At 63.1% G+C, this 26,504-nt stretch carries 25 protein-coding genes and 1 pseudogene; 17 read left to right on the top strand and 9 right to left on the bottom strand.

Annotated features, from left to right (window positions below; all coding sequences use genetic code 11):
* Both AB4Y34_RS24730 and AB4Y34_RS24725 read left to right on the top strand, forming a co-directional pair.
* A pseudogene (locus AB4Y34_RS24730) lies at window positions 1-212 on the top strand (EmrA/EmrK family multidrug efflux transporter periplasmic adaptor subunit); the annotation flags it as partial.
* Window positions 213-398: 186 nt separating this feature from the next.
* On the top strand, window positions 399-587 hold the full coding sequence (locus AB4Y34_RS24725) for a copper chaperone (protein WP_217709927.1): 189 nt from the start codon (window positions 399-401) through the stop codon (window positions 585-587).
* A gap of 65 nt (window positions 588-652) precedes the next feature.
* Here the strand turns inward: AB4Y34_RS24725 and AB4Y34_RS24720 are convergent, their stop codons facing one another.
* Window positions 653-1,117, bottom strand: coding sequence for a RidA family protein (locus tag AB4Y34_RS24720; RefSeq protein WP_176377681.1), 465 nt, complete (start codon window positions 1,115-1,117; stop codon window positions 653-655).
* A gap of 156 nt (window positions 1,118-1,273) precedes the next feature.
* Window positions 1,274-1,960, bottom strand: a complete 687-nt coding sequence (locus AB4Y34_RS24715; protein ID WP_176377682.1) for an NnrU family protein — start codon at window positions 1,958-1,960, stop codon at window positions 1,274-1,276.
* Between the two features lie 465 nt (window positions 1,961-2,425).
* On the opposite strand from AB4Y34_RS24715, the gene AB4Y34_RS24710 reads away from it, so the two are divergent.
* The 5 genes from AB4Y34_RS24710 to AB4Y34_RS24690 all read left to right on the top strand — a co-directional run bounded on the left by AB4Y34_RS24710 (window position 2,426) and on the right by AB4Y34_RS24690 (window position 8,599).
* Complete coding sequence (locus AB4Y34_RS24710) at window positions 2,426-3,145, top strand: response regulator transcription factor (protein WP_176377683.1); 720 nt, start codon at window positions 2,426-2,428, stop codon at window positions 3,143-3,145.
* A gap of 477 nt (window positions 3,146-3,622) precedes the next feature.
* Window positions 3,623-4,297 (top strand): response regulator transcription factor, encoded by a 675-nt coding sequence (locus AB4Y34_RS24705; protein ID WP_176377684.1) that lies wholly within the window; start codon window positions 3,623-3,625, stop codon window positions 4,295-4,297.
* 371 nt (window positions 4,298-4,668) lie between these two features.
* Window positions 4,669-6,057, top strand: a complete 1,389-nt coding sequence (locus AB4Y34_RS24700) for an MFS transporter (RefSeq protein ID WP_176377685.1) — start codon at window positions 4,669-4,671, stop codon at window positions 6,055-6,057.
* Between the two features lie 156 nt (window positions 6,058-6,213).
* Complete coding sequence (locus AB4Y34_RS24695) at window positions 6,214-6,936, top strand: GntR family transcriptional regulator (protein ID WP_176377686.1); 723 nt, start codon at window positions 6,214-6,216, stop codon at window positions 6,934-6,936.
* A 406-nt stretch (window positions 6,937-7,342) separates the two neighbouring features.
* Window positions 7,343-8,599 (top strand): porin, encoded by a 1,257-nt coding sequence (locus tag AB4Y34_RS24690; RefSeq protein WP_368717491.1) that lies wholly within the window; start codon window positions 7,343-7,345, stop codon window positions 8,597-8,599.
* A gap of 272 nt (window positions 8,600-8,871) precedes the next feature.
* On the opposite strand, the gene AB4Y34_RS24685 is transcribed toward AB4Y34_RS24690, so the two are convergent.
* The 7 genes from AB4Y34_RS24685 to AB4Y34_RS24655 all read right to left on the bottom strand — a co-directional run bounded on the left by AB4Y34_RS24685 (window position 8,872) and on the right by AB4Y34_RS24655 (window position 15,614).
* The gene (locus tag AB4Y34_RS24685; protein WP_176377687.1) at window positions 8,872-10,197 is read right to left on the bottom strand and encodes a 3-hydroxyacyl-CoA dehydrogenase; all 1,326 of its coding nucleotides are present in this window, start codon (window positions 10,195-10,197) and stop codon (window positions 8,872-8,874) included.
* Window positions 10,198-10,204: 7 nt separating this feature from the next.
* The gene (locus tag AB4Y34_RS24680; protein ID WP_368717490.1) at window positions 10,205-10,987 is read right to left on the bottom strand and encodes a crotonase/enoyl-CoA hydratase family protein; all 783 of its coding nucleotides are present in this window, start codon (window positions 10,985-10,987) and stop codon (window positions 10,205-10,207) included.
* A 54-nt stretch (window positions 10,988-11,041) separates the two neighbouring features.
* Window positions 11,042-12,025, bottom strand: a complete 984-nt coding sequence (locus AB4Y34_RS24675; RefSeq protein WP_176377689.1) for a PDR/VanB family oxidoreductase — start codon at window positions 12,023-12,025, stop codon at window positions 11,042-11,044.
* Window positions 12,026-12,107: 82 nt separating this feature from the next.
* Window positions 12,108-13,346 carry an aromatic ring-hydroxylating dioxygenase subunit alpha gene (locus AB4Y34_RS24670; RefSeq protein WP_176108463.1) on the bottom strand — a complete coding sequence of 413 codons (1,239 nt, stop codon included), beginning with the start codon at window positions 13,344-13,346 and terminating at the stop codon, window positions 12,108-12,110.
* A 33-nt stretch (window positions 13,347-13,379) separates the two neighbouring features.
* A complete protein-coding gene (locus AB4Y34_RS24665; protein ID WP_176108464.1) occupies window positions 13,380-14,381 on the bottom strand; it encodes an amidohydrolase family protein in 1,002 nt (333 codons plus the stop codon).
* A 75-nt stretch (window positions 14,382-14,456) separates the two neighbouring features.
* A complete protein-coding gene (locus AB4Y34_RS24660; protein WP_176377691.1) occupies window positions 14,457-14,834 on the bottom strand; it encodes a RidA family protein in 378 nt (125 codons plus the stop codon).
* 36 nt (window positions 14,835-14,870) lie between these two features.
* Complete coding sequence (locus AB4Y34_RS24655) at window positions 14,871-15,614, bottom strand: GntR family transcriptional regulator (RefSeq protein ID WP_368717489.1); 744 nt, start codon at window positions 15,612-15,614, stop codon at window positions 14,871-14,873.
* Between the two features lie 315 nt (window positions 15,615-15,929).
* On the opposite strand from AB4Y34_RS24655, the gene AB4Y34_RS24650 reads away from it, so the two are divergent.
* The 10 genes from AB4Y34_RS24650 to AB4Y34_RS24605 all read left to right on the top strand — a co-directional run bounded on the left by AB4Y34_RS24650 (window position 15,930) and on the right by AB4Y34_RS24605 (window position 26,491).
* Window positions 15,930-18,083, top strand: a complete 2,154-nt coding sequence (locus AB4Y34_RS24650; RefSeq protein ID WP_368717488.1) for an acetate--CoA ligase family protein — start codon at window positions 15,930-15,932, stop codon at window positions 18,081-18,083.
* 26 nt (window positions 18,084-18,109) lie between these two features.
* Window positions 18,110-19,303: an acyl-CoA dehydrogenase family protein gene (locus AB4Y34_RS24645; protein ID WP_176377694.1), complete on the top strand. Its 1,194-nt coding sequence runs from the start codon at window positions 18,110-18,112 to the stop codon at window positions 19,301-19,303.
* A 14-nt stretch (window positions 19,304-19,317) separates the two neighbouring features.
* Entirely contained in the window at window positions 19,318-20,463 is a 1,146-nt protein-coding gene (locus tag AB4Y34_RS24640) for an acyl-CoA dehydrogenase family protein (RefSeq protein ID WP_368717487.1), read from the top strand.
* Window positions 20,460-21,623: a thiolase domain-containing protein gene (locus AB4Y34_RS24635; RefSeq protein ID WP_368717486.1), complete on the top strand. Its 1,164-nt coding sequence runs from the start codon at window positions 20,460-20,462 to the stop codon at window positions 21,621-21,623. The genes AB4Y34_RS24640 and AB4Y34_RS24635 overlap by 4 nt, the downstream gene beginning before the upstream one ends.
* 2 nt (window positions 21,624-21,625) lie before the next feature.
* The gene (locus AB4Y34_RS24630; protein ID WP_368717485.1) at window positions 21,626-22,087 is read left to right on the top strand and encodes a Zn-ribbon domain-containing OB-fold protein; all 462 of its coding nucleotides are present in this window, start codon (window positions 21,626-21,628) and stop codon (window positions 22,085-22,087) included.
* Window positions 22,088-22,112: 25 nt separating this feature from the next.
* A complete protein-coding gene (locus AB4Y34_RS24625) occupies window positions 22,113-23,342 on the top strand; it encodes a CaiB/BaiF CoA transferase family protein (protein WP_368717484.1) in 1,230 nt (409 codons plus the stop codon).
* A gap of 38 nt (window positions 23,343-23,380) precedes the next feature.
* Window positions 23,381-24,379, top strand: a complete 999-nt coding sequence (locus AB4Y34_RS24620) for a protocatechuate 3,4-dioxygenase (RefSeq protein ID WP_368717483.1) — start codon at window positions 23,381-23,383, stop codon at window positions 24,377-24,379.
* Between the two features lie 75 nt (window positions 24,380-24,454).
* On the top strand, window positions 24,455-25,108 hold the full coding sequence (locus AB4Y34_RS24615; protein WP_368717482.1) for an RraA family protein: 654 nt from the start codon (window positions 24,455-24,457) through the stop codon (window positions 25,106-25,108).
* Between the two features lie 43 nt (window positions 25,109-25,151).
* Entirely contained in the window at window positions 25,152-25,811 is a 660-nt protein-coding gene (locus AB4Y34_RS24610; RefSeq protein ID WP_368717481.1) for an RraA family protein, read from the top strand.
* Entirely contained in the window at window positions 25,811-26,491 is a 681-nt protein-coding gene (locus AB4Y34_RS24605) for a 4-carboxy-4-hydroxy-2-oxoadipate aldolase/oxaloacetate decarboxylase (RefSeq protein WP_176369330.1), read from the top strand. The genes AB4Y34_RS24610 and AB4Y34_RS24605 overlap by 1 nt, the downstream gene beginning before the upstream one ends.
* Window positions 26,492-26,504 lie beyond the last annotated feature (13 nt).

Raw genomic sequence — 26,504 nt, 5'->3', positions numbered from 1 at the left:
CGCGCGACGAGTCCGGTTCGCAGCTGGGCGCAGCGCAGAACACGCGCTATAGCACCGACGTTTTTGCGCGGTACGATGCAAAGGCCGACGCCGAGATCGACAGGATCATCAAGCAAAACGAAATGGTCTCGCGCGCGATGGCGGCGCAACCTCAACCGCAATCGCAATCGCAGCGCGTGGCGACGCATCAGCGCAACGCGAACGCGGGTTGATCCGATTCAGGGCGAGCTTGCCGCGACAGAGCAGGAAACGGCAGGCGGCGCTAGTATCGGCATCGTCATTCGACGGTGCGATCGGTGCGAGGTCAGCGGCTGGTTGATGACACGCCATGCTGGACGGGCATCGTCCCGTTCGGTATCCAACGTTGCTGACTGAGGAGGGGAAACGTGAAGTTCTCGATGAAAACAGAAATCCGCGCAGACGATGTTTCGATGATCGAGCATGCAATGAAGTCGGTGGACCCCGACGCGAAAGTCGCGGTCGACGTTGGCACGCAAAGCGTGAGCGTCGACTCGTGGCTGATGCCCGAAGAGTTTCTGGTCGCGTTCTACGACGAGGACTACGACGTGGCCATCAAGGAGTGGTGACATGAACAACGCTCGCGCCGATGTGGTCGGCGGGCACCGCATGCGTCGCGCGTCGCACGTGTCGGTCAGGCGGGCAGGATCTCAGCAATGACGACGATCACCACAGCGGCGTTGGCGGGCCCCTGGCTATGCGAGAACGCCGAGCGCGCATGTCCCGCCTTGTCACCCAGCACGGCAGCGAACAGATCCGAAGCTCCGTCGACCACGGCGGGCTGATCGTAGAAGCCATCGGCGGAACTGACGTGCCCCTCGACGCGAACGATGTGATGCAGGCGCTCGAAGCCGCCGAGATGCCGCGAGATCTGCGCGAGCGCGTTGAGCGCGGCGAGTTGGGCCGCCTTGCGGCCCTCTTCGAGCGTCAGGGTCTCGCCGACGCGGCCCATGTAGATCATTTTGCCGGCGGACAGCGGCACCTGCCCGGAGATGAAGAGCAGATTGCCGGCTTCGCTGACAGCCGTATAGCTGCCCAGCGGTTGCGGCGGAGTAGGCAGTTCGAGACCAAGTTCGGCGAGTTTCTGCTGGACTGACATGGTGGTTTGTCTCACAGTGTGATTGATTCGGCCTGCTGGCCGTTCGAATCGATGGACCCGATGCAGCGCACTGTAGGCGCATCCGCCGCGAATTCGAACACACACCGTGGACAAAGAGTCTTGCGCCACGAGAACAAATCTTGTGGAATCGGCCGGCTAGAGCCAGCGCCAGATGCCCGCGGGCCAGCCGGAGAGCGGGATATGCGCCCAGGTCGCCACGAGCCAGAACACCACGCCACCAATCAGCGCGTGCATGCCGAACCCGCCCAGCCGCGCGCGGCCGGCGGCGATCGCCGCGAACGGCAGATAGCTCGTCTGCGACTCCCATGCGGGCCACAGATCCGGTTGCAGACGCCGCTTCTTGCGGTCCTGCAACGCGGCACCGACCAGCGCGAGAACGATGATCGCCCCGGCAAGCACGATGTTCCGGGTGACCGGGAGCACGGCGATATGGCACAGCCCCCAAAGCGCGAACGACCACATCATCGGGTGACGTGTCACCGCGTACACGCCGTGCGCCGCGTCGGGAAGAGCGGCGGGCCGGCCAACGGTGGGCAACGCCGGGTTGCGGATCAGCGAGCCCATCAGAAGGATCGATGCGATCAGCATCACCACGGTCACAATCGTCCACACCACGTTGCCTGCCGGCCATAGCGGCTCGGAGACGGGCGTCCGGTCGTAAGCCATGACCATCCAGCCGAACGTCAGTATCGCGATCAGCGAATAGACGCCCATGGCGGCCCGTTCGCCGATTGCCCGGACCATACCGGCCCGCAGCGGATGGGACAGGAGAAAGTGGCTACCGACAAAAGCGAATGCCGCCACGACAAGTGTGCTTTCCATGGGCTCGGCTCCTCGAGTCAGATGATCGGTCGAACGTGTGCACTGGAGAATACTACTTCGTGTGCCGCAATGAGCGCGGCGGGCGTTTCGCGAGTTCGATTGCCGCGCGCGGGCATCCGGCTCGGGTCACAAGCCTTTACACGGCCCGTCGACGGGACGAGAGCGGCCCCTCGCTAAGGAGAGTAGGTGATCGAACGATCGCCGAAGCGACTTTGCAAGGCAGAGAGATCATGTTCAGCAAGCGCTGCCTGGTCACCGCGGCAGGTCGCTGGTTGAGGCGCCGGGAAGCGCGCTCCCTGGAGATTTAGACTCGAATACGGGAGTGAACGATGACGAGGATGGACTGCGGCGACCTTCCACGCAATAAATTAAACGCCTCAGGTGTTTGGCTGCTAAGAAACCAACGATCGCAAAACGTGAAGGTAAACCCGCAGAGCAAACATCCCGCCGCTGACTATCATACAAATGTCCTATCTCGATGATATTGACAATATGGATGCGTTCGCGATTCGGGTCATCCTTGCCGATGACCACCCCGTCATGCTCAGCGGTATTTCGCATGAGCTCGCAGAGGTGAAGACAATCCAGCTGGTAGGGACAGCGAGGAATTCGACTGAGCTGATCGCGCTTCTAACGAGCACACAGTGCGACGTTCTCGTATCCGATTACGCAATGCCTGCGGGCGACTACGGTGACGGAATCGCGCTGTTCTCTCTCATCAAACGTCGCTATCCCGAGATCAAGATCGTCGTTCTAACCATGCTCGACAACCCGGCGGTGATACGTGCGCTCGTTACACAAGGTGTAACGTGCATCGTCAGCAAATCCGATGCTGGCGCCCACCTTATCCCCGCCGTTCATGCCGTCCATAGCGGCGGCAAATACTATTCGCCAACGATCAATCAGATCGTCCAGTCGATCGACTGGAACCGTCGGGGCAGGGGCTCATCGGACGTGCTGAGTCAGCGCGAGTCCGAAGTTGTGCGTCTTTTTGCATCCGGGCTGACTGTGAACGAGATTGCCGAGAAATTGAGTCGCAGTAAGAAAACGATCAGCACACAGAAATCGAAGGCGATGGAAAAACTCGGCATTGAACGAGAAGTCGATCTGTTTCGGTATGCGATGGAAAATGGGCTGGTGACTTCATCGCAGAAGATGCCGGACGGTTCTTCCTCCACAGAATAAGTGCAGGAAGCGATTCGCCCTTGCAAATAACATTGAGAAGGTAAAGCCCTGACGGGATGCTTGCATTCTTGCGGATTTGGATTCCGTCGTTGACCGGATAGTCGCACTGAAGAACGCATACGTGGCAAGTGCAGGTCCGGGATCCTGGCGCTCGAAGTGACATAGGCGCGTCCGTCGTCACGCGTTACATACGCCATCGCGACGAACAACTGCGCATTGCACGAAACATCTGGGTTGGTCACCGTCACTGCGCGGGAACGTGGTCGCGACCGCACACAGACTGCTCAAGACCGCGAACGTACGCCTGTCCTATTTTTCTGATATTCCTCACTTATAAGACTAAGCCTATTACTGATCCGATGCGGCGTAGATAAAGTCTTGCCCGTTCGTTGTCAATAGGACACGACACGAGAATTCCGCCCCTCACTTTTAATGGCGTCTCTAACGCCTCAAATTACATTGCGACGGAAGTCGACTATGACCACATCAAGAATTCGCGTAATACTCGCAGACGATCATCCAGTGATTCTCGAAGGCGTGCGATACGAACTCGAAAGAAGCAGCACGATCTCGGTTGTTGGCACGGCGAAAAATTCGACCGAACTGATGGCCGCGCTGGCCAACTCGCCTTGCGACGTGGTTGTCTCGGACTACGTGATGCCCGGCGGACGTTATGGCGACGGACTGGCGCTTTTCGCTGCCATTCGCCAGCACTCTCCGAACGTGCGGGTGGTTGTGCTGAGCATGATGGAAAATCCGGCGGTTGTGCGGTTGCTGATGCAGGGAGGCCACTGCTGTATTTTCAGCAAGGCTGATCCGATCAGTAGCCTGACGATCGCGGTACATGCCGCCTACGCGAATGGTCGCTATCTGTCGCCGCGCGTGGCGGCGATCTCAGACACGATCAACCCGGGTGCGCGCGGCAACACGGCCGGAGCCCCATTGACGCGATGTGAACTGGAGGTCGTACGCCTGTTTGTTTCCGGGATGACTGTGACAGAAATTGGCGAGCTTTTGCGTCGCAGTAAAAAAACGATCAGTACGCAAAAGAGCTCGGCAATGCTCAAACTGAGTATCGAGCGAGACGCGGACCTGGTGCGTTATGGAATGGAAAGCGGCTTGGTGCCGTCCGCGGAGCCGGCCAATTCGTAGCAGAGCCCGACGCGTAAGTTTTTGGCCTCAGGCCTGAATCAGCGTGAGCGTGGCCCGCGTGCCGGCTTCCCTGGCGACGCTCCCGATGTTCGACTGCGCGACTGCTGTCGGTGAGGGCGCTCCATACCAGCAAACAATCTGTAGCGCGCGGTCCGTTGTGATGGCTGCCCAAAGGGAACGCGTTCGCAAGTTGGGCTAGGTGAAAACGATGACGCTTCAAGGTCACGTTCCGATTGCGCGACCACCAGTTATGCATCAAAATCGAATTGAAATTCCACGATGCATACCGTGGCATACAAGAAGGTTCGATATAGGGTAGGTGAGTTGACTTGCCTGGCCGCCCGAGCCCCGAATGAGTGGAGACGCGCAATATGGAAGAACTGACCGCCCAGAATGTGGGCACGAGATCGAGCAGCAGCTGGTATCGCGGATGGTTTTTGCTGATCCTGGTGCTGATCTATGCGTCGAGCTTCGTCGATCGCATCATCGTCGCGGTTGTTGGTCAGGCCGTGAAGATGGACATGGGCCTCAGTGATTATCAGGTCGGGCTGCTAGGCGGCCTCGCGTTTTCGATTTTCTATTCGGTGCTTGGTCTACCGATTGCGCGTTTGGCTGACAAATTCAACCGTGTCGTGCTGATCTCGGTCTCGATCGTCGCCTGGTCGGCGATGACCGCGCTTTGCGGCACGGCAGGCAGCTTCTGGCAACTGATGCTGTATCGCCTCGGCGTGGGTATCGGCGAAGCCGGCAGCACGCCGACCTCACACTCGCTGATCGCCGACGAGTTCGGTCCGCGCCGCCGGGCGAGCGCGCTCGCCCTCTATGCGCTGGGACCGCCGATCGGCGTGCTGGCCGGCGCGTTCGGAGGCGGCTGGCTCGTGGAGCATCTGGGCTGGCGTCCAGTGTTCTTTGTGGTGGGCCTGCCGGGGCTCGTGTTTGGCCTGCTGGCATGGCTGACACTGCGTGAGCCCAAGCGCGGCGGCGCCGATGGTGTCGCAGCCGGCACCGGCGCCAGCGCTCCGCCCCTGAGCGTGGTGTTCAAGCGGCTGACCTCGAGCCGCGCCTTCGTGCAGATGCTGCTCGGCACGGTGATCGGTGCGTTTGGCCAGTACGGTATCAACCTGTTCATCCCGATGTATTTCATCCGCGTCTACAGCATGAGCTTTGCCCAGGCCGGTGTGATTTTCGGTCTGGTGCTCGGCGTCGGCGGCATCATCGGCACTACGCTCGGCGGCGTGTGTGCGGACCGGGTCGGCGTCAACGATCGCCGCTGGTATGCGCGAATCCCGGCGCTGGGTACTGGACTTGGTTTCCCGCTGCTGGCACTAGCCTTCATCGCAGATCAGTGGCAGCTGAGCGTCGCGCTGCTGTTCATGGGCACGATCCTGCTTAACGTGTGGAACGGCCCGACCTTCGCGGTGGTGCAGAGCATCGTCGAGCCGCGCATGCGTGCTACCGCGTCGGCCATTGTGTTCCTGCTGATGAACCTGATCGGTCAGGGCCTCGGTACGCCGACGGTGGGTTTTCTCAGTGATCGTTTCGCATCGCACCTGTTCACGCAAGGTGATTTCCATGCGGTCTGTACCGTGCCGAAAGGGCCGCATGGTGCCGCGGCCGTGTTGCAGGGTCCATTTGCATCGGCATGTCATGACGCCTCGGCCAATGGTGTGCGCTACGCGATGCTGACGGCGAGCGTGGTGCTAATCTGGTCCGCCTTCCATTACCTCCGTGCGACGCGTCATCTGAAGAAGAATTCGTAAGACCTGTTTGGCGAGCATTGTCCCGACGGCGCCGTATGCAAATATGGCGCCGTTTCCCATTATCGCTAGTCGGGAAATGCGTATCTGGTATACCTATGCGGTATCATAGGAATTCATGTTTTCTGCTAAACCTTTTATGTCTGTCATTCTCGTTCGATGAGCCAGATCCCAAAAATAAGCCGGTCGGTTGAAATCAAGGCCCTTCTCGAAGCGGAAATTGAGCGAGGCGAGCTGGTCCCGGGCGCAACGTTGGACGAGCGAGCACTGGCGACTCGCTTCAATGTCTCGCGCACGCCAATCCGCGAGGCGCTTCAGCAGCTCGCCGCACAGCGGTATGTACAGATCGTGCCGCGGCAGGGCGTATTCGTGAGCAAGATGTCGGTGCCGCAACTGCGTGACGTGCTTGAACTGCTCAGCGAGCTTGAGGTAGTGTCGGCCCGCCTCGCCGCGCGGCGAATGAACGATCAACAGCGAGCGGCGCTCCAAAAGGCGATCGACGAAGGCGTGGCCGCCTTGCAGGATAACGATCCGCGCGGTTTCGCCCGGGCCAATGTGGCATTCCACGAAGTGCTCTGCAACGCCTGCCACAACGATTATCTGGCTGATCAGATTCGTTCCATCCGCCGCCTGATCTCGCGTTACCGGCCCAAGCCGTTCCTCGCGCCGAGCCGCCGCGAGAAGGCCATCAACGATCACCAGAAGCTCGCTCAGGCGTTGCTTTCCGGCGACGAAGCCGCCGCCGAAGCCGCCATGGCCGAGCACTCGCCGGGCTTTTCGGAGTTCCTCGCCACTTTGCCGGAAGAGTACTTCGCGAGTGCGCCCACGCCTGGGCGTGACGGTGGTTCTTCCTCAACGGAACCGCCTTACGACGATCGTTGATGCGCCGTATTGGCGTCTTCCGGGATGGTCGAGTCCCGCTCCCCTGCCGTTCGTTGCCCCTGGTTTTTTGAGCTGAGCTCCCAGGGGCATTTCTTTTGGCTGCCAAACTGAACTGACGGCCAGACGCAATAGGTATACGTTGTACGCATACATCGCTGAGCCGCGCGATTTACGCATTCCCATGCTGCAGTTCCCACCTGCACTCCCGCTATCCCCTCCAACGCCCCAATCTGGCAAGCCTTTGCGCGCCGCGTAGTCTGCTCGCATGACCGGTGAGGGAAAACGATAGGTCGATATCCTAAACGTATTCTTGCGCGCACCAACAGGTATGCATCAAAATCGTGGATAGTATTCCACGAGACGGTCGGTGGAATATTAGAGCCGGTGGCGAGTGTAGCGGGCGGGCTTGAGTGACCGGAACCGGAATGGTTCGGGTTCCGGTGCGAAGCTGACCAGCAAATTTCGTTTGCTCCGAAAAAATGAGATAGGTGGAGACGTGGACATGAGGAAGAAACTATTGGCAGGCGCGATTGCAGCGCTGGCTTCGGTAGGGGTGCATGCACAAAGCAGCGTCACGCTGTACGGCATTATCGACAATGGCCTGACCTACGTGAACAACGTAAAAGGCAGCTCGCAGTTCAAGCTCGACGACGGCATCAATCAGGCGTCGCGCTGGGGTCTGCGTGGCGTCGAAGACCTGGGCGGCGGTCTGAAGGCAATCTTCACGCTCGAGAACGGTTTCTCGCTGAATACCGGTACGGCGAGTCACGGCGGCGCGCTGTTCGGCCGCCGCGCTTTTGTCGGTCTGACGAGCGACAGGTTCGGTACCCTGATTGCCGGTTACGACTACGATTTCATCTACGATTACATTTCGTACTACACGAACGTTGCCCAGTTCGCGCCGTCGTATGCGTTCCACGGTTCGTATGACGTCGACCGCCTGGCGGGTGAGCCAGTCAGCAACATGGTGCGCTATGAAACGCCGATCTGGCATGGCTTCGGTGCTGGCGTGATGTATGGTTTCAGCAATACGCCGGGACGTCTCGGCGGAACGTTCAACGGTGCCGCAAGCGTATTCAGTGCTGGCCTGAAGTACAGCCCGACCGCTTCGTTGAAGGCGCCGTACTCGTTGGCCGCAAGCTTTACCCGCACGCAAGGCGGTGCCGTCGGTGCAACTGGTGGACCGGGCGCAGGTACGATGGCGCAATACGCCCTACAGGCCGATGCGATTTACACGGCAGCGTTGGCTGGTCAAGTGCGTCTCGGTGATCGTTTCGCCTTGAACGGTGTCTACACGTACACGAGTGCGAATAGCCGGACGCTTGGCACCGTTGTGTCAAGCGGCTATGAAGCAGGCCTAACCTATGAGGCTTCGCCGTTTATGACGTTCGGCGCTGGTTTTACCTATATGGATCAGCGTAAGCTCGGCAAATTCAATCTGTATAGCTTCGGTGCCGACTATCACCTGTCCAAGCGTACGGACGTGTATGCCTTTGGCACCCTGCAGCATGCATTTGCTGGTCGCCAATTTGCTGACAACTTCCTGATCTCGACGCCGATGTCATACGGCGCCAGCGTCGGTACGAATGCAATCTTTGGGAACGGGCGTTCGAGCACTGCCAACCAGCTCGCCGTGCAAGTCGGTATTCGTCACCTGTTCTGACCGGTCAGGAACAAGCCGTACAGGTATGCATGGGGTTTCCCGGCATGCCATGCCTCGGACGCCACGCTTATGCGTGGCGTTTGCTCGTCCTGCAGACCGGATCACGCCCGGTTGCCTCGTTGTGCGTGTGGGAGAGCTTTTGCGCCGACAACGAAACACCTGGGTTGTGCTTCGTCAAGAAAGAAAGGCCAGATACTCATTCACATGAGGTCTGGCCTTTCTATTCGAGCCATGCTGCCGCGTGAAGCGGGCAGCATGGTTGATGGCGGAGATCAGAGATCGGCAAACCTGCCGTTACCGGCCGCGAGCTTTTCGAGCAGCGGCGCAGGCTTCCACCAGTAGCCGTACTCTTCGTACAGGCGCTTGATGTCCTGATAGACCTTGGCGAGGCCGATCTGGTCGGCGTAGTACATCGGGCCGCCGAGCTTGGCCGGGAAGCCGTAGCCTGTCACGTACACGACGTCGATATCGCTCGCGCGCAGCGCGATACCCTGTTCAAGCAGCTTCGCGCCTTCGTTGATCATGCCGTACATGCAGCGCTTGATGATCTCTTCCTTCGGGATCGAACGGCGCGTGATACCCAGGCGTGCCGATTCCTCGACGATGTACTGCTCGATCTCCGGGTCGCGATATGGCGTGCGGTCGCCGGCTTCATAGCGGTACCAGCCCTTGCCGTTCTTCTGCCCGAGGCGGCCCATCTCGACCAGTTTCATGATCAGGTCGTTCCAGCGGCGATCGTTCGGACGCGTGGCCATCTGCGCCTTGCGCGTCTGGTAACCGACGTCGTTGCCGGCCATGTCGTGCACCGCGAAAATACCCATCGCATAGCCAAAATCCTTGAGCGCGGCATCGACTTCGTGCGGCAGCGCGCCGTCTTCGACGAGGAAGTGGGCTTCGCGATTGTAGTTGCGGAACAGCGCATTGCCGATGAAACCCGGGTACACGAGCGAGTACACCGCCACCTTACCCATGCGGCGGCCGAGTTCCATCAGCGTGACGACCGCCTCGTCGGAGGTGTTGTCGGCGCGCACGACCTCGAGCAGACGCATCACGTGCGCCGGGCTGAAGAAGTGCGCGCCCACCACGTCCTGCGCGCGCGTCGTGACAGCCGCGATCTCATTGATGTCGAGGCCCGACGTGTTGGTCGCGAGGATCGCGCCAGTCTTCGCGTGGCGATCGAGTTCGCGGAAGATGCCTTGCTTGAGGCCGAGATCTTCGAACACCGCCTCGATGACGATGTCCGCGTCCTTGACGTCGGCGATCGCGGTCGAGCCCGTGATCAGCGCGAGCCGGGCATCGCGCGTGGCGTCGTCCAGCTTGCCGCGCTTGATGCTCTGGTTATAGTTGTCGCTGATGCGTGCGAGGCCGCGCTGCAGACCTTCGTCGTTCGCGTCGATCAGCGTGACCGGGATGCCGGCCGCCACGAGCGCCATCGCGATACCACCGCCCATTGTGCCCGCGCCGATCACGGCTGCGCGCCTGATATCGCGCGGCTTGACACCGGCGGCAACCGGGATTTGCGCGGCGAGCTTTTCGGCGGCCTTCACATGGGCCAGTGCCGCAGCTTCCTGCGGCGTGAGTTCTGCGGGTGCATTCATCGTTGCTTTACTCCGGCTTGACGAGTTTGGCGCTTCCGTCCACGAAACTCTGCAGACGTGCGGCGGTTTCGGGAGAACGCATCATGTTCGAGCTCATGTACTCGAGGAACAGGCCGTCCTCATGCGAGAGATCGTTCACGCGCGGCAGCAGGTTGGTGATGCGCCAGTTGGTGTCGGGCACGTTCTGCGCGATTTTTGCGGCGATTTCCCTGGCTTTGTCGAGTGCGCCGCCGATTGGCGTCAGATAGGTGATGATGTGCTCGCGCTGGCCTTCCTCGGCGGTCAGCAGACGGCCCGTCAGCATCATGTCGGCCATGACGGTGTAGCCGACCACACGCTGGATGCGCACCGTGCCGCCGCCGCCCACGAAAATGCCGCGCTGGCCTTCGGGAAGCCCGAAGAAGCATGAGTTGTCGCCGACGCGCACGTGTGCCGCCGTCGCCAGTTCGAGACCGCCGCCGACGACGGCGCCGTGCAGCGCCGCGACGAACGGAATAGGGCCGCGCGCAATCAGGTCGAACACTTCGTGCCACGAATGACGGCGGCGCTTCTTCGGCGGGGCGGTCTGGCCGGTGGCGCGCGATAGCGCCTCGCGCAGGTCGAGACCAGCGGAGAAGTGACCGCCATGGCCGTAGATCACGCCGCACATGGCTTCGTCGCCGGCGCGGTTGACGGCATCACGCAGTTGCGCAATCACTTCCTCGTTGATCGCGTTGCGCTTCTCGGGACGATTCAGCCCGATCAGCGCAACGGCGCCGTCGAGTTCATAGGTAACCTGGGTTTCGCTCATGCGGCGCTCCGTTGGATGTTTGTCTGGTGATGTTCAGGATGACCGTGCGACAGGTCATAGGTCGAGCACGAGGCGTTCGCTCTTGCAGCGCGACACGCACACCTGCATGACTTTCCCCCCCGCCTTGTCCGTATCGGAGAGGTAGGTGTCGCGATGCTCGATGTCGCCGCTCGCCACATGGGTCGAGCACAGACCGCAGTAACCGGCACGGCAGTCGTACATGACGTCGACGCCGTTATCGAGCAGGGTGTCGAGCACCGACTTGTCAGCGGGCACGGTCAGCACCTTGCCCGAGGACTTGAGTTCGATTTCAAACGTCCTGTCGCCGTCCTGCGGTGCAACTTCGCTGAACAGTTCGTAATGCAGATCGCACTCGTGCCAACCGCGCTGGCGTGCCGCCGCGAGCACCGCGTCGATCATGCCGGACGGCCCACACACGTAGATCGGCTGGTTGACCTCGGCGCCGTCGAGCAGCGCGTCGATCGACAGGCGCGTCGCGTTGTCGTCGTCGGCGTGCAGCACGAGGCGCTTGCCCGCGACGGCACGCAGTTCTTCGACGAACGGCAGCGCATCGCGCGTGCGGCCCGAGAAGTGCAGCGAGTAGTCGCGGTTCTGCCTGCTCAGTTCCGCCGCCATAGCCGCCATCGGCGTGATGCCGATGCCGCCCGCGATCAGGATGACCGAGGGCGGTGCGGCGAGCGGGAAGTGGTTGACGGGTGCGCGCACCGTGAGTGTGGCGCCCGCCTGCAGCGTGTGCATGAAGCGCGAACCGCCGCGGCCTTCGTCATCGCGCCGGACGCCGAGGCGGTAGGCACGCACACCCGCGCGCGTATCGACTCGCGGATCCGTGTTGATCAGCGAATACGAGCGCCATTGCGCGACGCCGCCATCGGCCGCAGGGATCTCAACCTGAATGTGTGCGCCCGGCTCGTAGCCGGGCAGCAGCGCATCGTCCTCAGCTTCGAGCGTGAGGGACTTGATCAGCGAGGTCGGCGCGCTGACTGACGCGACACGCAGCTTGAGAGTAGGCGCGAGCATGGTGGTCTTTCCGTGGATATTGCATCGGTCTCGCCGCGCGGGAACGCCGCGCGGTTTTACTGCAGGGTTTTATTACGCGGCGCTACTTCGAGTCCGCAAGCGAGCGCCAATCGGCGCCGGCCTGAATCACGCCGCCGACCGAGACGGCCTTCGAGTAATCGAGTTCCGGGCTCTCGGCGAGGGTCGGCGTCTTGCCGGCCATGAACTCGCGCGCCGCCTTCAGCAGCAATGCGCGCACGCGCAGCACGGCGCCGTCGGCCGAGCACAGCTGTTCCTGGGTGCGGTCGTAGATCGCGCCCTGGCCGAGGAACATCGCGAAGTCTTCCGTGCCGAGGTGCTGGTAGAAGCCCGTCGCGTGGCCGCGCTTCATCAGGTCGCGGTTCTGGCCGAACGATTCCTCGCGCGTGCCCGGCGGCAGTGGCGGGAAATTCCAGACGTCCGGCGTGGCCGACATGATCGTCATGCCGAGCGGGCGGTGCGGGTTGTACTGCACGAACCAGGCACGGTGCGTCACGTCGTCCACCGGGGTCGAGAAAAACACCGTGGTCGGGCCTTTCGCATCAGGCGGGCAGATGATGCCGTACCACGGCATCACGAAGTTGTTCACGCGTGCGTAGACCTTCTCGTCAGGCATGTCGCGCAGCGCGGCATAGCGATAACCATACGGACGATCTTCGAACTCGAAGCGCGGCGCGAGCGCCTTCGACATGAGCATGCGTTCGTTTCCGCCGCCCGCGGTGATCTGCGTGGTCGATTCGTGCAGTACGCCGACGTGCGACGAATCCATCGAGGCTTCGACGGCCTGCACCCAGTTGGTCGGCACTTCGACGCTCGTCACCGAGCGGTGTTCGGGCGGCAGGTCCATGAACGGCAGCTCGGGGAACACCGGTGACGTGTCGCCCTTGCCGAGCCACACCCACACGAGGCCGCCTCGCTCTTGAACGCGGTACTGGCCGGTCTTCACGCGCTTGCAGAACTGCGCCTGATCCCCGACCTGGTTCGGCGCTTCGACGACGGCACCGGTCGCATCGATCTTCCAGCCGTGGAAGATGCAGCGCAGGCCGTTGTCCTCGTTGCGAGCCATCATCAGCGACGTGCGGCGGTGCGGGCACAGTTCGTCCACCACGCCGACGTGGCCGTCAGTCGCGCGGAACGCCACGTAGTTCGTGCCGAGCAAGCGCACCAGCACCGGTGCGCCGTCGGCTTCGAGCTTCGCCGACGGCACGGCCGGAATCCAGTAGTGCTGGCGGATCATGTCGCCCATCGGCGCGCCGTTCTCGACGCGCGTCAGCAGCTCATTGTCCTCACGAGTCATTGCCATGATCTCTCCTCTGCGGGCTTCGCGGTTTGCGCGTCAGTCCTTGTAGTGGCGGAAGGCACGCGTGTAGACGCGCGTGCAGTTGCATTCGAAGATGTTCTTGCGCTGTTCGTCGGTCAGCCACTCGATGCTTTCGATCACCGGCTTCATGTCGTCGTAGTCACGGCCCGAGATCGGATCGCGCGCGCTGCCCGTGCCCGGTTTTTCGGTGCCGAACATCACGTTGTCGGTGCCGGCGACCTTGAGCAGCAGCTCGATCGAATCCTTCGAGTAGTTGCAGGTGTCGAAGTAGAGCTTCCTGAGCTGCTCGTCGAAGGTTTGCGGGCTGTTGCGGCGCGCGGCCCACGAACGGAAGCGGCCCATCTGGTAGGGGATTGCGCCGCCGCCGTGCGCGACGATGATCTTCAGGTTCGGATACTTCTCGAACACCGTCGATTCGAGCAGCGAGATCACGGCGATGTTCTCTTCGTTGATGAACTTCAGCGTGTACGACTCGCGCGGGTTGCAGCTGCCTGCGGAGTGGATCAGCGCCGGCACGTCGAGTTCGGTCATCGCGTCATAGAGGGGGTACCAGAACGGATCGCCGAGACCGGCCGGCGCCGGACCGTGGCCTTCGGTCGGGTCCGGGTTCAGCAGCGTGCCGACGAAGCCGAGTTCGTTCACACAGCGCTTGAGTTCGGCCACGCAATGCTCCGCCGGCGAGTCGTTCATGGACTGCGGCAGGCCGGCCACGCCACGGAAGCGGTCAGGGAACATGTCGACGAAACGCTTGATCAGGTCGTTGCAGTGGCGCGTCCACAGCTGCGTCACCCGCGCGGGCTTGATTGAGTGCATCTGCAGGTAGGGGCGCGGCGAAATGAACTGGATGTCGGTGCCGACCGAATCCATGCTGCGCACGAGTTCCTCGGCCTGCTTGCGCACGGCTTCGTCGGGGATGTTCGGCGCGCTCGACGGGTTCGCCCGGCCGCCGACCAGTTCGGCCATGTAGCGAAAACTTTGCGGGGGCATGACGACGTGGGCGTGGGAATCGATGATCATGGATGAGCCTCAGTTGGGTTCGGAGTGTTCAGCAAAAGACTGCGATGACTTGGGTACGGCGCGCTTTTGTAGCGCTCAAGCGACTACCGCAAGGGTTTCGAGCTGGATGACCATGCCGTGCTGAAGGTCGTGCACGGTCACGTGGCGTGCCGGGCGATGCGCGGCATCGGGCCAGAAGGCCAACCAGTGCGGGTCGATGTGTGCGCGCACCGAGTCGTCCTTGACGTAGACGGCGAGCTTCACCACCTGGTCCAGCGTGGCGCCGCCCGCGTCGAGGAAGCGCTTGAGGTTTTCGAATGCGAGGCGAACCTGATCGGACGGCGTCTCGGCGAGCTTGCCGGTGCCGGGATCCTTGCCCGCAATCGCCGACGAGCACAGCACGTTGCCGGCGCGCGCACCGAGCGGGATCGGCACCTTGTGCCCGAGGCCGGGAACGTCGATGGATTGGGGCATGTCTCCTCCGTGTCTAGTCGTGTTGGAGGGCGCGTGTCAGTCCGCGCCCAAATCGAAGAAATGGCGCGGCACCGCCGCGAGGAACTCCGAGAAACCGGTGGTGCCGGCCGGCACGTGTTTCATCATGGCTTCGGCGGCTTTGGTTTCGTCGCCGCTCTGGATCGCACGCGCGATGCCGAAGTGCTCTTGCAGCGAACGCGCGATCTGGCCGCGGCTGCGCAGGTCGGACATGCGATAGCGCGCCGAGCGGCGGCGCGCCGTGCGGATCTGCTCGGCCAGGTACTGGTTGCGGCTGCCTTCGTAGATCAGCTCGTGGAACTGCGCATTGGCGATCGCGTACTGGTCGGCGTCGTCTTCCACGGCTGCTTGCTGGCATGCCAGAAGCGCATGATCCAGTTGTTCGCGCAGTTCGTCACTCGCACGGCGCGCGGCGAAACGCGCGCACAGTGTCTCGAGCTCGCCGATGTATTCGAGCATGGCGCGCACCTTGCCAATCGACAGGCGGGCCACCGTAATGCCCTGGCGCGGCGAGATCACGACCAGATCGCGCGCGGCCAGATGTTGCAGCGCCTCGCGAACCGGCGTGCGCGACACATTGAAGCGCGTCGCGAGTGCACGCTCGTCGACCAACGTGCCCGGTGCGAGCTTGCCCTGTTCGATTTCGGCCTGCAGGGTCGCCCGAATATCGCTCGCGAGACTGGCCCTACCGCGGGCGGGCCGCTCGGGCGCTTCGCCCGCCGCGCCGCTACGCTCAAGAGTGGGGTCTGCTGCAAGTTTCATTGAGTTGCGATGCTCGGTATGTTGGAAATTGCGAGAAATATACCAACACAAGTTTGTGGCATGCAATACGGTGTTTGCCCCGGCGTATCCCAGTCGTCCCTTCGCAATCATCGGTGCTGGCCATAAAGTCCTTATGTTTCAATTGGGTGAGTCGATCCGGTGGACGCATTGCGCCGCCGCCTAGGGAAAGTACCAGGGTGGGTTTTGAGAGTCTGGTGTATTGAGAAGGTAGCTCTGGTATGCCAGAATGCACCACATCACCGCCGATTCTGGTATGCCAGATCCGCATTCATTCAACATCACAGGTCAGATCAGATGAGCAAGAGCCTTACAGATGTCGCAGGCGTGCACCCTGTCGAGCGTGTGCTCAAGCCGAAGTCGATCGCGATCGTCGGTGCATCCGCCGATCCGCGCGCTTTCGGTCATTTCGTGTTGCAGAACCTCGAGCGCTTCGGCTATGCGGGCGATATCCATCTCGTGTCGCGCAGCAGCCAGGCAATCAACGGTCGCGCCTGTGTCAGCAGCGTCGAGGCGCTGCCGCAAGGTATCGATCTGGCCGTGCTGTGTATTCCCGAGTCGGGCGTGCTCGACACGGTGCGCACGCTCGGCACGCTAAAGGCCGGCGCTGCCGTGATCTTTGCGTCGGGTTATGCCGAGGCGGGCGACGAAGGCCGCGCGAAGCAGGAAGAATTGGCGCGTGTGGCAGCCGATGGCGGCGTGGCGCTGATCGGCCCGAACTGCATGGGTTTCACGAACTTCGAGGCCGGCGTGCCGGTGACCTTCGAAGCCGTGGCGCCGTACCCGAGCGGCGGCCGCCGTGGCGTGGGCGTGGTGGCGCAAAGCGGCGCGATGGCCGCGAACCTGCGCGACGCGTTCAAGGGCCGTGGCCAACCGATGACGGCAACCGTTTCGACCGGTAACGAAGCCAGCCTCGGTATCGAAGACTACCTGGCCTGGTTCATCGCCGATCCGCAGACGAGCGCAATCGCGGTCTACGCCGAGCAGATCCGTCGTCCGCAGACCTTTCTGCTGCTCGCCCGCGAAGCACGCGCCGCAGGCAAGCCGATCGTGATGCTGATGCCGGGCAAGAGCGCCCGCGCCCGTGAGGCGGCGCAGTCTCACACAGGCGCACTGGCAGGCGATCACGCGACGGCGAGTGTCCTGCTGCAGCGCGAAGGCGTAGTGGTCGTCGATTCGCTCGACGAACTGTTCGATACGACGACGATCCTGGCCCGCTTCCCGGTGCCCCCGGCGGCCGGTACGGCCGTGATGACGGCCTCGGGCGCGGTCAAGAACATCACGCTCGATTTCGCCGAGGACATCGGCCTGACGCTGCCACGCCTGACCGACGCGTCCGTCAGGAAGCTGACCGAACTGCTGCCCGACTACGCCGTGGCCGACAACCCGCTCGACTACACGACGATTGGCGTGCGCAACCCGGGCCTGATCGGCGAACTGATCGACACGGTGCTAAGCGATCCGAACATCGGTTCGCTCATGCTCGCGATCATGGGCGGTCCGTCGATCGCTCAGCGCGACAAGGCCGATTACCTCGTGCCGGCGCTGGCGCGTGCAACGAAGCCCGCCGTGCTCGCGGTAATGGGCGATAACAACCAGCTTGAAGAATTCTTCACGGAAGCGATCGCCGCGAGCGGCGTACCGTTTTTCCGCTCACCGGATCGTGCGCTGCGTGCTTGCGCCCGCGTGGCTGCATATGGTGAGTCGCTAGCGCGCGCCGAGCGTGCGAGGACCGAAGCGCCGAAGGTGATCCCGCTGCCGGGCGCCGTGCCGCCCAACGGTATCTTCGCCGAATACCAGGGCAAGGGCTGGCTTGCCGCGGCCGGTCTGCCGGTGCCGAAGGGAGGTCTCGCGAAGTCGTTCGACGAAGCGCTCGAGATCGCCGATGAAATCGGCTACCCGGTCGTGCTGAAGGCCCAGGCAAGCGAACTGCCGCACAAGAGCGACGTCGGCGGCGTGGTGGTCGGCCTCGCAGATGCCACCGCGCTGCGCGCCGGCTGGGACAAGCTGCATACGAGCGTGAAGTCGCATCGTCCGGAACTCGTGCTCGACGGCGCGCTGGTCGAAGCGATGGGCCCGCGCGGTCTGGAACTGGTCGTGGGTGCGAAACGCGACGCGGACTGGGGGCCGGTCGTGCTCGTGGGCCTCGGGGGCATTTTCATTGAGGTGCTCAAGGATGTGCGCCTCGTGCCGGCCGACCTGTCGGAAGACGACATCGTGGTCGAGCTGGGCCGACTGAAGGGTGCCGCGATGCTCGAAGGCGTGCGCGGCGCAGCAGGCGTCGACGTGCGCGCGGTCGCGAAGGCCGTGGCGGCGATTGCCGACCAGATGCGCGCGAACCCCGACATCACAGAAATCGACGTCAACCCACTGGTGGCCTACCCGGACCGTGTGCTCGCGCTCGACGCGCTCGTCGTGTGCGGCGCTCAGGGCGCCTCGACCCATCACTGAGCCCTGGATCTGAGGAGACACATCGAATGAAACTGGAATTCTCCGCCGAGGACCAGGCATTTCGCAGCGAAGTGCGCGAGTTCGTGAAGAACAATCTGTCACCGCGTCTGAAGCGCAAAGCCGAGCTCGGCCTGCGCATCGAGCGCGAGGATTATGTCGAGTGGTACACGTTGCTGTACGAGAAGGGCTGGATCGCGCCGTCGTGGAAGAAAGAACATGGTGGACCGGGCTGGACGCACGTGCAGCGCTACATCTTCGACGAAGAAACGCTGCTGGGCGGCGCGCCTCGGATCGTGGCGAGCGGCATCAACATGCTCGGCCCGGTGCTCAACGAATTTGGCACACCTGAGCAAAAAGCGAAGTACATCCCGAAGATCCTGCGCAGCGAAACCTGGTGGGCGCAGGGCTTCTCGGAGCCGGGCGCGGGCTCGGACCTCGCGGCGGTGCGCACCACGGCCGTGCTTGCCACGGACGATGAAGGCGAGCACTTCATCGTCAACGGCCACAAGGTCTGGACCTCGTACGCTCACTGGTGCGACATGATGTTCGCGCTCGTGCGGACCGATCCGAGCGCGAAGCCCCAGGAAGGCATCTCGTTTCTGTTGATCGACATGCATGCGCCGGGCGTCCAGGTTCGCCCGATCAAGATGCTCGAAGGCGGTACCGACCTCAACGAGGTCTACCTCGACAACGTGCGTGTGCCGAAGGAAAACCTCGTCGGCGAACTGAATAAGGGATGGACCTACGGCAAGTTTCTGCTCGGCCATGAGCGCACCGGTATCGCTGGCATCGGCTCGTGCAAGCAGCAACTGGCCCGAGCCAGGTATCTCGCGAAGCGGATGGGCCTCGAAGACGATCCGCTGCTCCAGTCGCGCATCAGCCGTTTCGAAGTCGAGCTGATGGCGCTCGAATTCACGGGCCTGCGCATGCTGAGCGCGAATCAGTCGAGCCGCGTGCCTACGGTTGAGGCGCCGATGCTCAAGGTTCGCGGCACGGAGCTGCGCCAGGGCATCTACGCACTCCTGACAGAAATCGCCGGTCCTTTTGCAGTGCCGTTCGACGAGCAGGCCATGCTCGATGCAGCCGGCTACGACGGCCCGAGCCCGGACGAACTGATCGCGGTCGCGGCGAACTACTTCGACGCTCGCAAAGCGTCGATCTACGGCGGGACCAACGAAGTGCAGCGCAATCTGATTAGCCGCGCGTTCTTCAATGCTTGAGGCGGAATACGAACATGGATTTTTCTCTGACTGAAGATCACGTCACGCTGCAAGACGCCGTGCGCCGCTTCTGCGATGGCGAATATCCCGCGCATCTGCGTGGCAACGCCGAGGACCGCGAACTTGCCGCCAGGCGTCGCCGTGGGCTGGCCGAGATGGGCGTGACCGGCCTCGTGATCGACGCCGATCACGGCGGCAGCGGTTACGGTGCGGTGGAAACGATGCTGGTCGCGCAGCAGTTGGGCCGCGCGCTCGGTGGAGCGGGCTGGTTAGCGAGCGGGCTGCCGGCTGCCACGCTGATCGGCTCGGCCGGCAGCGACGAACAGAAGGTCACATGGCTCGAAGCCGTGGCAAGAGGCGAAGAGGTGCTGGCGTTCGCCGTTAGCGAGGCCGAGTCGCGTTACGACGTCACGCGTCTGGCGGTGCCAGCAACCGAAACTGGCGACGGCTGGAAGATCAACGGCACGAAGACCATTGTGTTCGACGCCGCAATCGCTGGCGCCTTCGTGGTGGCCGTGCGTACCTCGGGCCAACGCGGCGACAGGCAAGGCCTGACTCTGTTCCTCGTGGAAGCGAAGGCGCCCGGCATCAGCCTGCGCAACTTCGAGACAATCGACGCACGTGAAGCCGCGCACGTCACGTTCGCCAATGTGTCGGTGACCAAGGCCGATCTGATCGGTTCGCCCGGTGCGGCCCACGACCTCATCGAAGCTGCCCTCGACCGCGCGAACGCCGCGCTGGTGGCGGAGTCGGTCGGCGTGCTCGAAGCACTGCTCGAACACACGTCCGAACACCTGAGCACACGCACACAGTTCGGCGCGCCACTCGCGAAGTTCCAGGCGCTTCAACACCGGGTGGCCGACATGCTGATCTCGCTCGAACAGAGCAAGTCGATGGCCTGCGCCGCCGCGCTGGCCGTGGATGGGAACGATCCTGACCGGCGCCGCCGTTTCGTGTCGGCGGCGAAGGCCTATGTCGGCGACGCATGCCGAACAGCGGGCGAATGGGGAATCCAGCTGCACGGCGGCATGGGCATGACCGAAGAGTGCCGCGTCGGCCACTACGCGAAGCGCATGTTCGCGATCAACATGACCTATGGCGACGCGAGCTGGCATCTGCAGCGCTTTACTTCGCAGCGTCTTGCCCAGGGGGAAGCATGAGCCTGAACGGAGCAGCTTATATCGTCGGGGCTTACGAGCACCCGACGCGCAAGGCCGACGAACTGTCGGTGCTGCGCCTGCACGCCGATGTGGCGAAGGGCGCGCTCGACGACGCGGGCCTGACCAAGGACGACATTGACGGCTACTTCTGCGCCGGTGACGCGCCTGGCCTCGGCACCACGACAGTCGCCGAATACCTCGGCCTCAAGCTTCGCCACGTCGATTCGACCGAATGCGGCGGCTCCGCGCCGATCCTTCACGTCGCGCACGCGGCCGAAGCGATCAAGGCCGGCCGTTGCAACGTGGCGCTGATCACGCTAGCGGGCCGTCCGCGCGCAGCAGGCGCCGCGCTGTCGCTGAAGGCGCCGGACCCGGACGCGCCGGAAGTGCAGTTCGAGCTGCCGTTCGGGCCGGCTACGCAGAACCTGTACGGCATGGTCGCGAAGCGTCACATGTACGAATTCGGCACCACGAGCGAACAACTCGCATGGATCAAGGTGGCGGCCTCGCACCACGCGCAGCACAACCCGAACGCGATGCTGCGCAACGTCGTGACCGTGGAAGACGTCGTCAATTCGCCGATGGTGTCCGCTCCGCTGCATCGTCTGGACTGCTGCGTGATGAGCGACGGCGGCGGTGCGTTGATCGTCGCGCGTCCGGAGATCGCGAAGAAGCTCAACCGTCCGCTCGTCAAGGTGCGGGGCACGGGCGAGGCGCCCAAGCACGCGGCCGGCGGCAAGATCGACCTGACCTGGTCGGCGGCGAAGTGGTCGGGCGCGGCCGCGTTCGCCGAGGCTGGCCTCACGCCGGAGGACATTAAGTACGCGTCGCTGTACGACAGCTTCACGATCACGGTGCTCATGCAGCTCGAAGACCTCGGCTTTTGCAAGAAGGGGGAGGGCGGCAAGTTCGTGATGGACGGCAACCTGATTTCGGGCGTCGGCAAGCTGCCGTTCAACACCGATGGCGGTGGTCTGTGCAACAACCATCCCGCGAACCGCGGTGGCGTCACGAAGGTGATCGAGGCCGTGCGCCAACTGCGCGGCGAGGCTCATCCGGCCGTGCAGGTCAAAGATTGCGATATCGCGCTCGCGAACGGTATCGGCGGCGCGCTGGCGTCGCGTCACACCGCGGGCACGCTGATCATGGAACGGGAGTAATCATGAGCACAACCCAATCGACCACCGGCACACCGGCTCAGGGCGCGGCGCCTGCTGCCAGACCCACCGCGAAGCCCGCTGGCCCGCGCCGCATCCACGCGCCGCGCGTGCTACCCGAGGCCATGCCGTTCTGGGTCGCCGCGAAGGAAGGGCGCCTGCTTATCAAGCGCTGCCAGGACTGCGGTGAAACGCATTACTACCCGCGCGACATCTGCCCGCACTGCATGAGCTCGAACACCGAATGGTTCGATACGAAGGGGCTGGGCGCGGTCTATTCGTTCAGCACGATGGGCAAGGACGAGGCGCGCTACACGCTCGCCTACGTGACGCTCGACGAAGGCGTGACGATGCTGACCAATCTGGTCGACTGCGATCCCGCGGCGCTCTCGGTTGGCCAGCGCGTGAAGCTCGTCTTCAAGCCGAGCGAAGGCGAATACCCAGTGCCGATGTTCACGCCGGCCTGAACGAAATCCAGAGAGGAGATACGGCATGTCAGCCGATTTCAAGGAACAGCACGGCCGCCACGATCCGAACAGAGGTCCGCTGTCGCGTTTCACGATCATCGACGCCTCGCGCGTACGCGCGGGCCCCACGGCCATGCGCGTGTTCGCGGACATGGGCGCGCGCGTGATCAAACTGGAGATTCCGCGAGGCGCGCCGGGCGGCGACGACATGATCGGCGGGCGTGACCATAACCGCGCCGACTACGAGAATCTGCACCGCAACAAGGAAAGCCTGACGCTGAACATGAAGGACCCGGCCGGCCTCGGGATTCTTCGCGAGTTGGTCAAGCGTGCGGACGTCTTCATCGAGAACTTCCGCCCCGACGTCAAGGATCGCCTCGGCATCGGCTACGAAACGCTGCGCGCCATCAATCCGCGCCTCGTTTATGCAAGCATTTCGGGCTTCGGTCAGGATGGCCCGTACGCGAAGTGGCCCGGCTTCGACTCGATCGCACAGGGCATGGGCGGCTTGATGAGCCTCACCGGCAAGCCGGGCGAAGGTCCGATGCGCGTCGGCATCCCGATTGCAGACCTGTGCTCGGGGCACTTCTGCGCGCAGGCGATCATGACCGCGTTGCTCGAGCGCGAAGCTTCGGGCGAGGGCCAGTGGGTGCAGACCTCGCTGCTCGAAGCACAGATCGCGATGCTCGACTTCCAGGCCGCGCAGTGGCTGGTGGACAAAAAGGTGCCGCAGCAGGCCGGCAACGAGCATCCGCTCACGGTGCCGACCGGCGTGTTCCCGACCAGCGATGGCTTCCTGAACCTGGCCGCGATCGGCAATGCGATGTTCGGGCGCCTGTGCGAGGCGCTCGGCTTGCAGCAGCTGGTCGGCCAGCCTGGCTACGAATCGGATCCTGCCCGCGTCGAGAACCGCGATGCGGTCAACAAGGCGGTCGGCGATGTGTTCCTCACGCGCACCACGCGGGAGTGGACCGAGCTGCTGATCAAGGTCGGCGTGCCGTGCGGCCCGATCTACAAGGTCAACGAAGTATTCGACGATCCGCAGGTCAAGCATCTGGGCGTCGCGTGGCCGGCCGATGTGCCGGGCAAGGGCGAGGTGTCGTTCGTCGGCACGCCGTTCCGTCTGTCGCGCTACCCGCGCGCGCAGACGCCGCGCCTCGCCCCAGAGCAGGGCGAGCATACGCAGGCGATCCTGAACGAGCTTGGCTACGACGATCAACAGATAGAGCAGTGGCGCTCGGCCTTCGTGGTCTGACGCACGCTCACGGCACGTATTGAAGAGAGGGAGACGAAATGGCACGACTGGTCGCCGGATTCGGTTCATCGCACAGCATCATGCTGGTTTGCCAGCGCGAAGACTGGCAGCATGGTTTCAAGCAGGTCGATCCGAAGAATCCGCATTACTTCGATCGCCTCGGCAACCCCACGACGTATGAAGCGTTGCTCGAGATCGCCCCGACGGATTCCGAGGCGATGGTGTCGGCCGAGAGGATGGGCGAGCGCTACGATCAGGCCGAAGCCGCCATGGACGAAGTGCGCGATCGTATCCGCGCGGCGAAACTCGACGTGCTGCTCGTGGTCGGCGACGACCAGACCGAACTGTTTCGCACGACCAACAACCCGGCATTCGCGATCTACTACGGCGAGACGATCCGCAACGCGAAGCGCGAGGTGAGCCCGAACGCGAACTGGTATGCGCGCGCTCGCACGATGCGCCAGGAGCCCGATGCCGACGTGCACTACCCCGTTAAGGCCGACATGGCGCGCTGGCTGATCCGCGAACTGTGCGACCGCGATTTCGACATCGCGGCGATGGATGGTCTCGAGCGCGACCAGTACGAGGGCCATGCGTTCTCATTCATTCACCGCCGCTATTTGCAGGGTCTCGACCTGCCAGTGATTCCGGTGATCGTCAACACGTTCGATCCGCCGAACCAGCCCACGCCGCGCCGCTGCATCCAGCTCGGCCGTGCGCTGCGCGAGCTGATCGAGGCCTATCCGGAAGACCTGCGAGTGGGCGTGCTGGCTTCCGGCGGCCTGTCGCACTTCGTCGTGGACGAGGACCTGGACACCGGCATCATCGATGCAATCCGCCGCAAGGACAGTGAATGGCTGGCCGCGCTGGATCCGAAGAAGCTGCAGGCTGGCAGCTCGGAGATCCGTAACTGGATCATTGGCGTAGAGGCACTGAAGTCACTCGAGCTCGAATGGGTCAATTACGTGCCCGGTTACCGCACGCCGGCCCTGACCGGCACGGGCCTCGCTTTCGCGGCCTGGCATACGCTCGACTGAACGCGGCAGCGCGGTCCGTTCAGGACGGGCGCTCGCATGGCACTTCAAGTTTCTTTCAGGAAAGTACAACACATCATGGCTGACCAAAACGTACAGCGCCTGCGCCGGCTCGATTGCTGCGCCGTCTCGGACGCGCTCGACAAACTCAAGCTGAGCGGTGTGGTGAGCGGTTTGCCGCAACGCGCCGGTGCGGGCCGCGTCGCGGGCCGCGCGATCACCGTCAAGCTTGGCACGGGCGAAGCGCCCCTGGGGCCGCCGGTGCACCTTGGTTGCACGGCTGTCGAACAGGCCGACGGCGAGAACGTGATCGTCATTGAGCAGAGGAGCGGCGTGGAAGCCGGTTGCTGGGGCGGTCTGCTGTCGCTCGCGGCGAAGGTCCGCGGCGTGGCCGGCGTGGTCGCGGACGGCGCGGTGCGCGACATCGACGAAGCCGTGGCGTACGAGCTGCCCGTGTTCAGCCGCTCGACGACGGCTCGCACCGCGCGCGGCCGCGTGGTCGAGAAGGGCACGAATATTCCGGTGCAGATCGGTGACGTTCGCGTGGAAGCCGGCGACTACGTCGTGGCGGACAACAGCGCCGCGATTTTCATTCGCGCAGCCGACATGGAAGCCGTGTTGGAAGTTGCCGAAATGATCGTCAACAAGGAGGCCGCGATGGCCAAGGCGATTCTGGCCGGCACGTCGGTCGGGCAGGTGATGGGCGGCAGCTACGAGCATATGCTCAAGTAAGCGGCATCCGGACAAACTCACGAAATACGCAGGAATCCATTCCATGACGACTCAGGACAAGAACGTCGAGCGCGCAGCAAAGCTCGACACGGCGACCCTTTCCGACGCACTCGACAAGCTCGGCATCGTGGGCCAGTGCTACAAGATCAAGCCCCGCAGCTCGAATTTTCGCACCACCGGCCGCGCCTACACGATCAAATACGGTCCGCCTTCGAACCCGCCGGGCACCGTGGGCGACTTCATCGACGACGTGCCGGTCGGCAGCATTGTCGTGCTCGACAACAACGGCCGTGAAGACGCCACCGTGTGGGGCGACATCATGACCGAGATCGCGCACCGCCGTGGCATTGCCGGCACCGTGATCAACGGAGTGTGCCGCGACGTCGCACTGTGCCTGAAGCTCGGCTACCCGGTGTTCAGCCGCGACCACTGGATGCGCACCGGCAAGGACCGCGTGCAGGTCGAAGCCGTGAACGTGCCGGTCAACATCGGTGAGGCGCGTGTCGCGGCGGGAGACCTGCTGCGCGGCGACGCCGACGGTGTGATCGTCATTCCGCGCGAGCATGAGGAGGCTGTGCTCGAGGCTGCCGAAACGATTCACAACGCTGAAGAAGCGATCCGCGAGGCCTGCCGTGGCGGCATGCGTCTCGACGAGGCACGCAGGCAGTTCAAGTACCACCAGTTGCAGACCAAGGGGAAGTAATGAGCGCCACGAACAACGTCAAGGAACACGATTCGTCGACGACGATTCGCACCGATTTCGAGCGCGTCGACGCGAAGGTCGTCGAAGCCGCGCGCAACGTGCCGGCAGCCGCATTGCACGAGGCCGGCGGCAAGATCGGCGTGCTGCCGACTTCGATCAGGCCGGTCGCGCCGGGCTTCCGGATCTGCGGCACGGCATTCACCGTGCATTCGCCGGGCGGTGACAACCTTTGGCTGCACCGTGCCATCCTCGCGGCCAAGCCGGGCGACGTACTCGTCGTCTACGCGAACGGTGCGTACGATCATGGCTATTGGGGCGAGGTCATGACCACGGCGGCCAAGGTGCGTGGTCTTGCGGGCCTCGTCATCGACGGCTGCGTGCGCGATGCCGACCTGCTGGAACAGATCGGCTTCCCGGTGTTCTCACGCGGTCTGTCGATTCGCGGCACGGGCAAGGACTATGGCGCGATCGGCTGGCTCAATGCGCCGGTGCTGCTCGGCAACACGACGGTCGAGCCCGGCGACCTGATCGTCGGCGACCGCGACGGCGTGGTTGCGGTACCGCGTGCTCGTGCGTCCGAAGTGGTCGCGAAAGCCGCGCAGCGCGAAATCGATGAAGCGGCAATCTGCAAGCGCATCGAGGCCGGAGAGACCACGATGCAGATCTACGGCTTTCACTGAATCGAACATACGG

The organism is Paraburkholderia sp. BR10954, from assembly GCF_040965775.1.
GTDB lineage: Bacteria > Pseudomonadota > Gammaproteobacteria > Burkholderiales > Burkholderiaceae > Paraburkholderia > Paraburkholderia youngii.
This window is presented reverse-complemented; position numbering and strand designations above follow the sequence as displayed.

What these genes read in the sequence shown, in the direction of transcription:
- AB4Y34_RS24725 (WP_217709927.1), top strand. Translation starts at nt 399, where the DNA reads ATGAAAACAGAAATCCGCGCAGACGATGTTTCGATGATCGAGCATGCA.
- AB4Y34_RS24720 (WP_176377681.1), bottom strand. Translation starts at nt 1,117, where the DNA reads ATGTCAGTCCAGCAGAAACTCGCCGAACTTGGTCTCGAACTGCCTACT.
- AB4Y34_RS24715 (WP_176377682.1), bottom strand. Translation starts at nt 1,960, where the DNA reads ATGGAAAGCACACTTGTCGTGGCGGCATTCGCTTTTGTCGGTAGCCAC.
- AB4Y34_RS24710 (WP_176377683.1), top strand. Translation starts at nt 2,426, where the DNA reads ATGTCCTATCTCGATGATATTGACAATATGGATGCGTTCGCGATTCGG.
- AB4Y34_RS24705 (WP_176377684.1), top strand. Translation starts at nt 3,623, where the DNA reads ATGACCACATCAAGAATTCGCGTAATACTCGCAGACGATCATCCAGTG.
- AB4Y34_RS24700 (WP_176377685.1), top strand. Translation starts at nt 4,669, where the DNA reads ATGGAAGAACTGACCGCCCAGAATGTGGGCACGAGATCGAGCAGCAGC.
- AB4Y34_RS24695 (WP_176377686.1), top strand. Translation starts at nt 6,214, where the DNA reads ATGAGCCAGATCCCAAAAATAAGCCGGTCGGTTGAAATCAAGGCCCTT.
- AB4Y34_RS24685 (WP_176377687.1), bottom strand. Translation starts at nt 10,197, where the DNA reads ATGAATGCACCCGCAGAACTCACGCCGCAGGAAGCTGCGGCACTGGCC.
- AB4Y34_RS24680 (WP_368717490.1), bottom strand. Translation starts at nt 10,987, where the DNA reads ATGAGCGAAACCCAGGTTACCTATGAACTCGACGGCGCCGTTGCGCTG.
- AB4Y34_RS24675 (WP_176377689.1), bottom strand. Translation starts at nt 12,025, where the DNA reads ATGCTCGCGCCTACTCTCAAGCTGCGTGTCGCGTCAGTCAGCGCGCCG.
- AB4Y34_RS24670 (WP_176108463.1), bottom strand. Translation starts at nt 13,346, where the DNA reads ATGGCAATGACTCGTGAGGACAATGAGCTGCTGACGCGCGTCGAGAAC.
- AB4Y34_RS24665 (WP_176108464.1), bottom strand. Translation starts at nt 14,381, where the DNA reads ATGATCATCGATTCCCACGCCCACGTCGTCATGCCCCCGCAAAGTTTT.
- AB4Y34_RS24660 (WP_176377691.1), bottom strand. Translation starts at nt 14,834, where the DNA reads ATGCCCCAATCCATCGACGTTCCCGGCCTCGGGCACAAGGTGCCGATC.
- AB4Y34_RS24655 (WP_368717489.1), bottom strand. Translation starts at nt 15,614, where the DNA reads ATGAAACTTGCAGCAGACCCCACTCTTGAGCGTAGCGGCGCGGCGGGC.
- AB4Y34_RS24650 (WP_368717488.1), top strand. Translation starts at nt 15,930, where the DNA reads ATGAGCAAGAGCCTTACAGATGTCGCAGGCGTGCACCCTGTCGAGCGT.
- AB4Y34_RS24645 (WP_176377694.1), top strand. Translation starts at nt 18,110, where the DNA reads ATGAAACTGGAATTCTCCGCCGAGGACCAGGCATTTCGCAGCGAAGTG.
- AB4Y34_RS24640 (WP_368717487.1), top strand. Translation starts at nt 19,318, where the DNA reads ATGGATTTTTCTCTGACTGAAGATCACGTCACGCTGCAAGACGCCGTG.
- AB4Y34_RS24635 (WP_368717486.1), top strand. Translation starts at nt 20,460, where the DNA reads ATGAGCCTGAACGGAGCAGCTTATATCGTCGGGGCTTACGAGCACCCG.
- AB4Y34_RS24630 (WP_368717485.1), top strand. Translation starts at nt 21,626, where the DNA reads ATGAGCACAACCCAATCGACCACCGGCACACCGGCTCAGGGCGCGGCG.
- AB4Y34_RS24625 (WP_368717484.1), top strand. Translation starts at nt 22,113, where the DNA reads ATGTCAGCCGATTTCAAGGAACAGCACGGCCGCCACGATCCGAACAGA.
- AB4Y34_RS24620 (WP_368717483.1), top strand. Translation starts at nt 23,381, where the DNA reads ATGGCACGACTGGTCGCCGGATTCGGTTCATCGCACAGCATCATGCTG.
- AB4Y34_RS24615 (WP_368717482.1), top strand. Translation starts at nt 24,455, where the DNA reads ATGGCTGACCAAAACGTACAGCGCCTGCGCCGGCTCGATTGCTGCGCC.
- AB4Y34_RS24610 (WP_368717481.1), top strand. Translation starts at nt 25,152, where the DNA reads ATGACGACTCAGGACAAGAACGTCGAGCGCGCAGCAAAGCTCGACACG.
- AB4Y34_RS24605 (WP_176369330.1), top strand. Translation starts at nt 25,811, where the DNA reads ATGAGCGCCACGAACAACGTCAAGGAACACGATTCGTCGACGACGATT.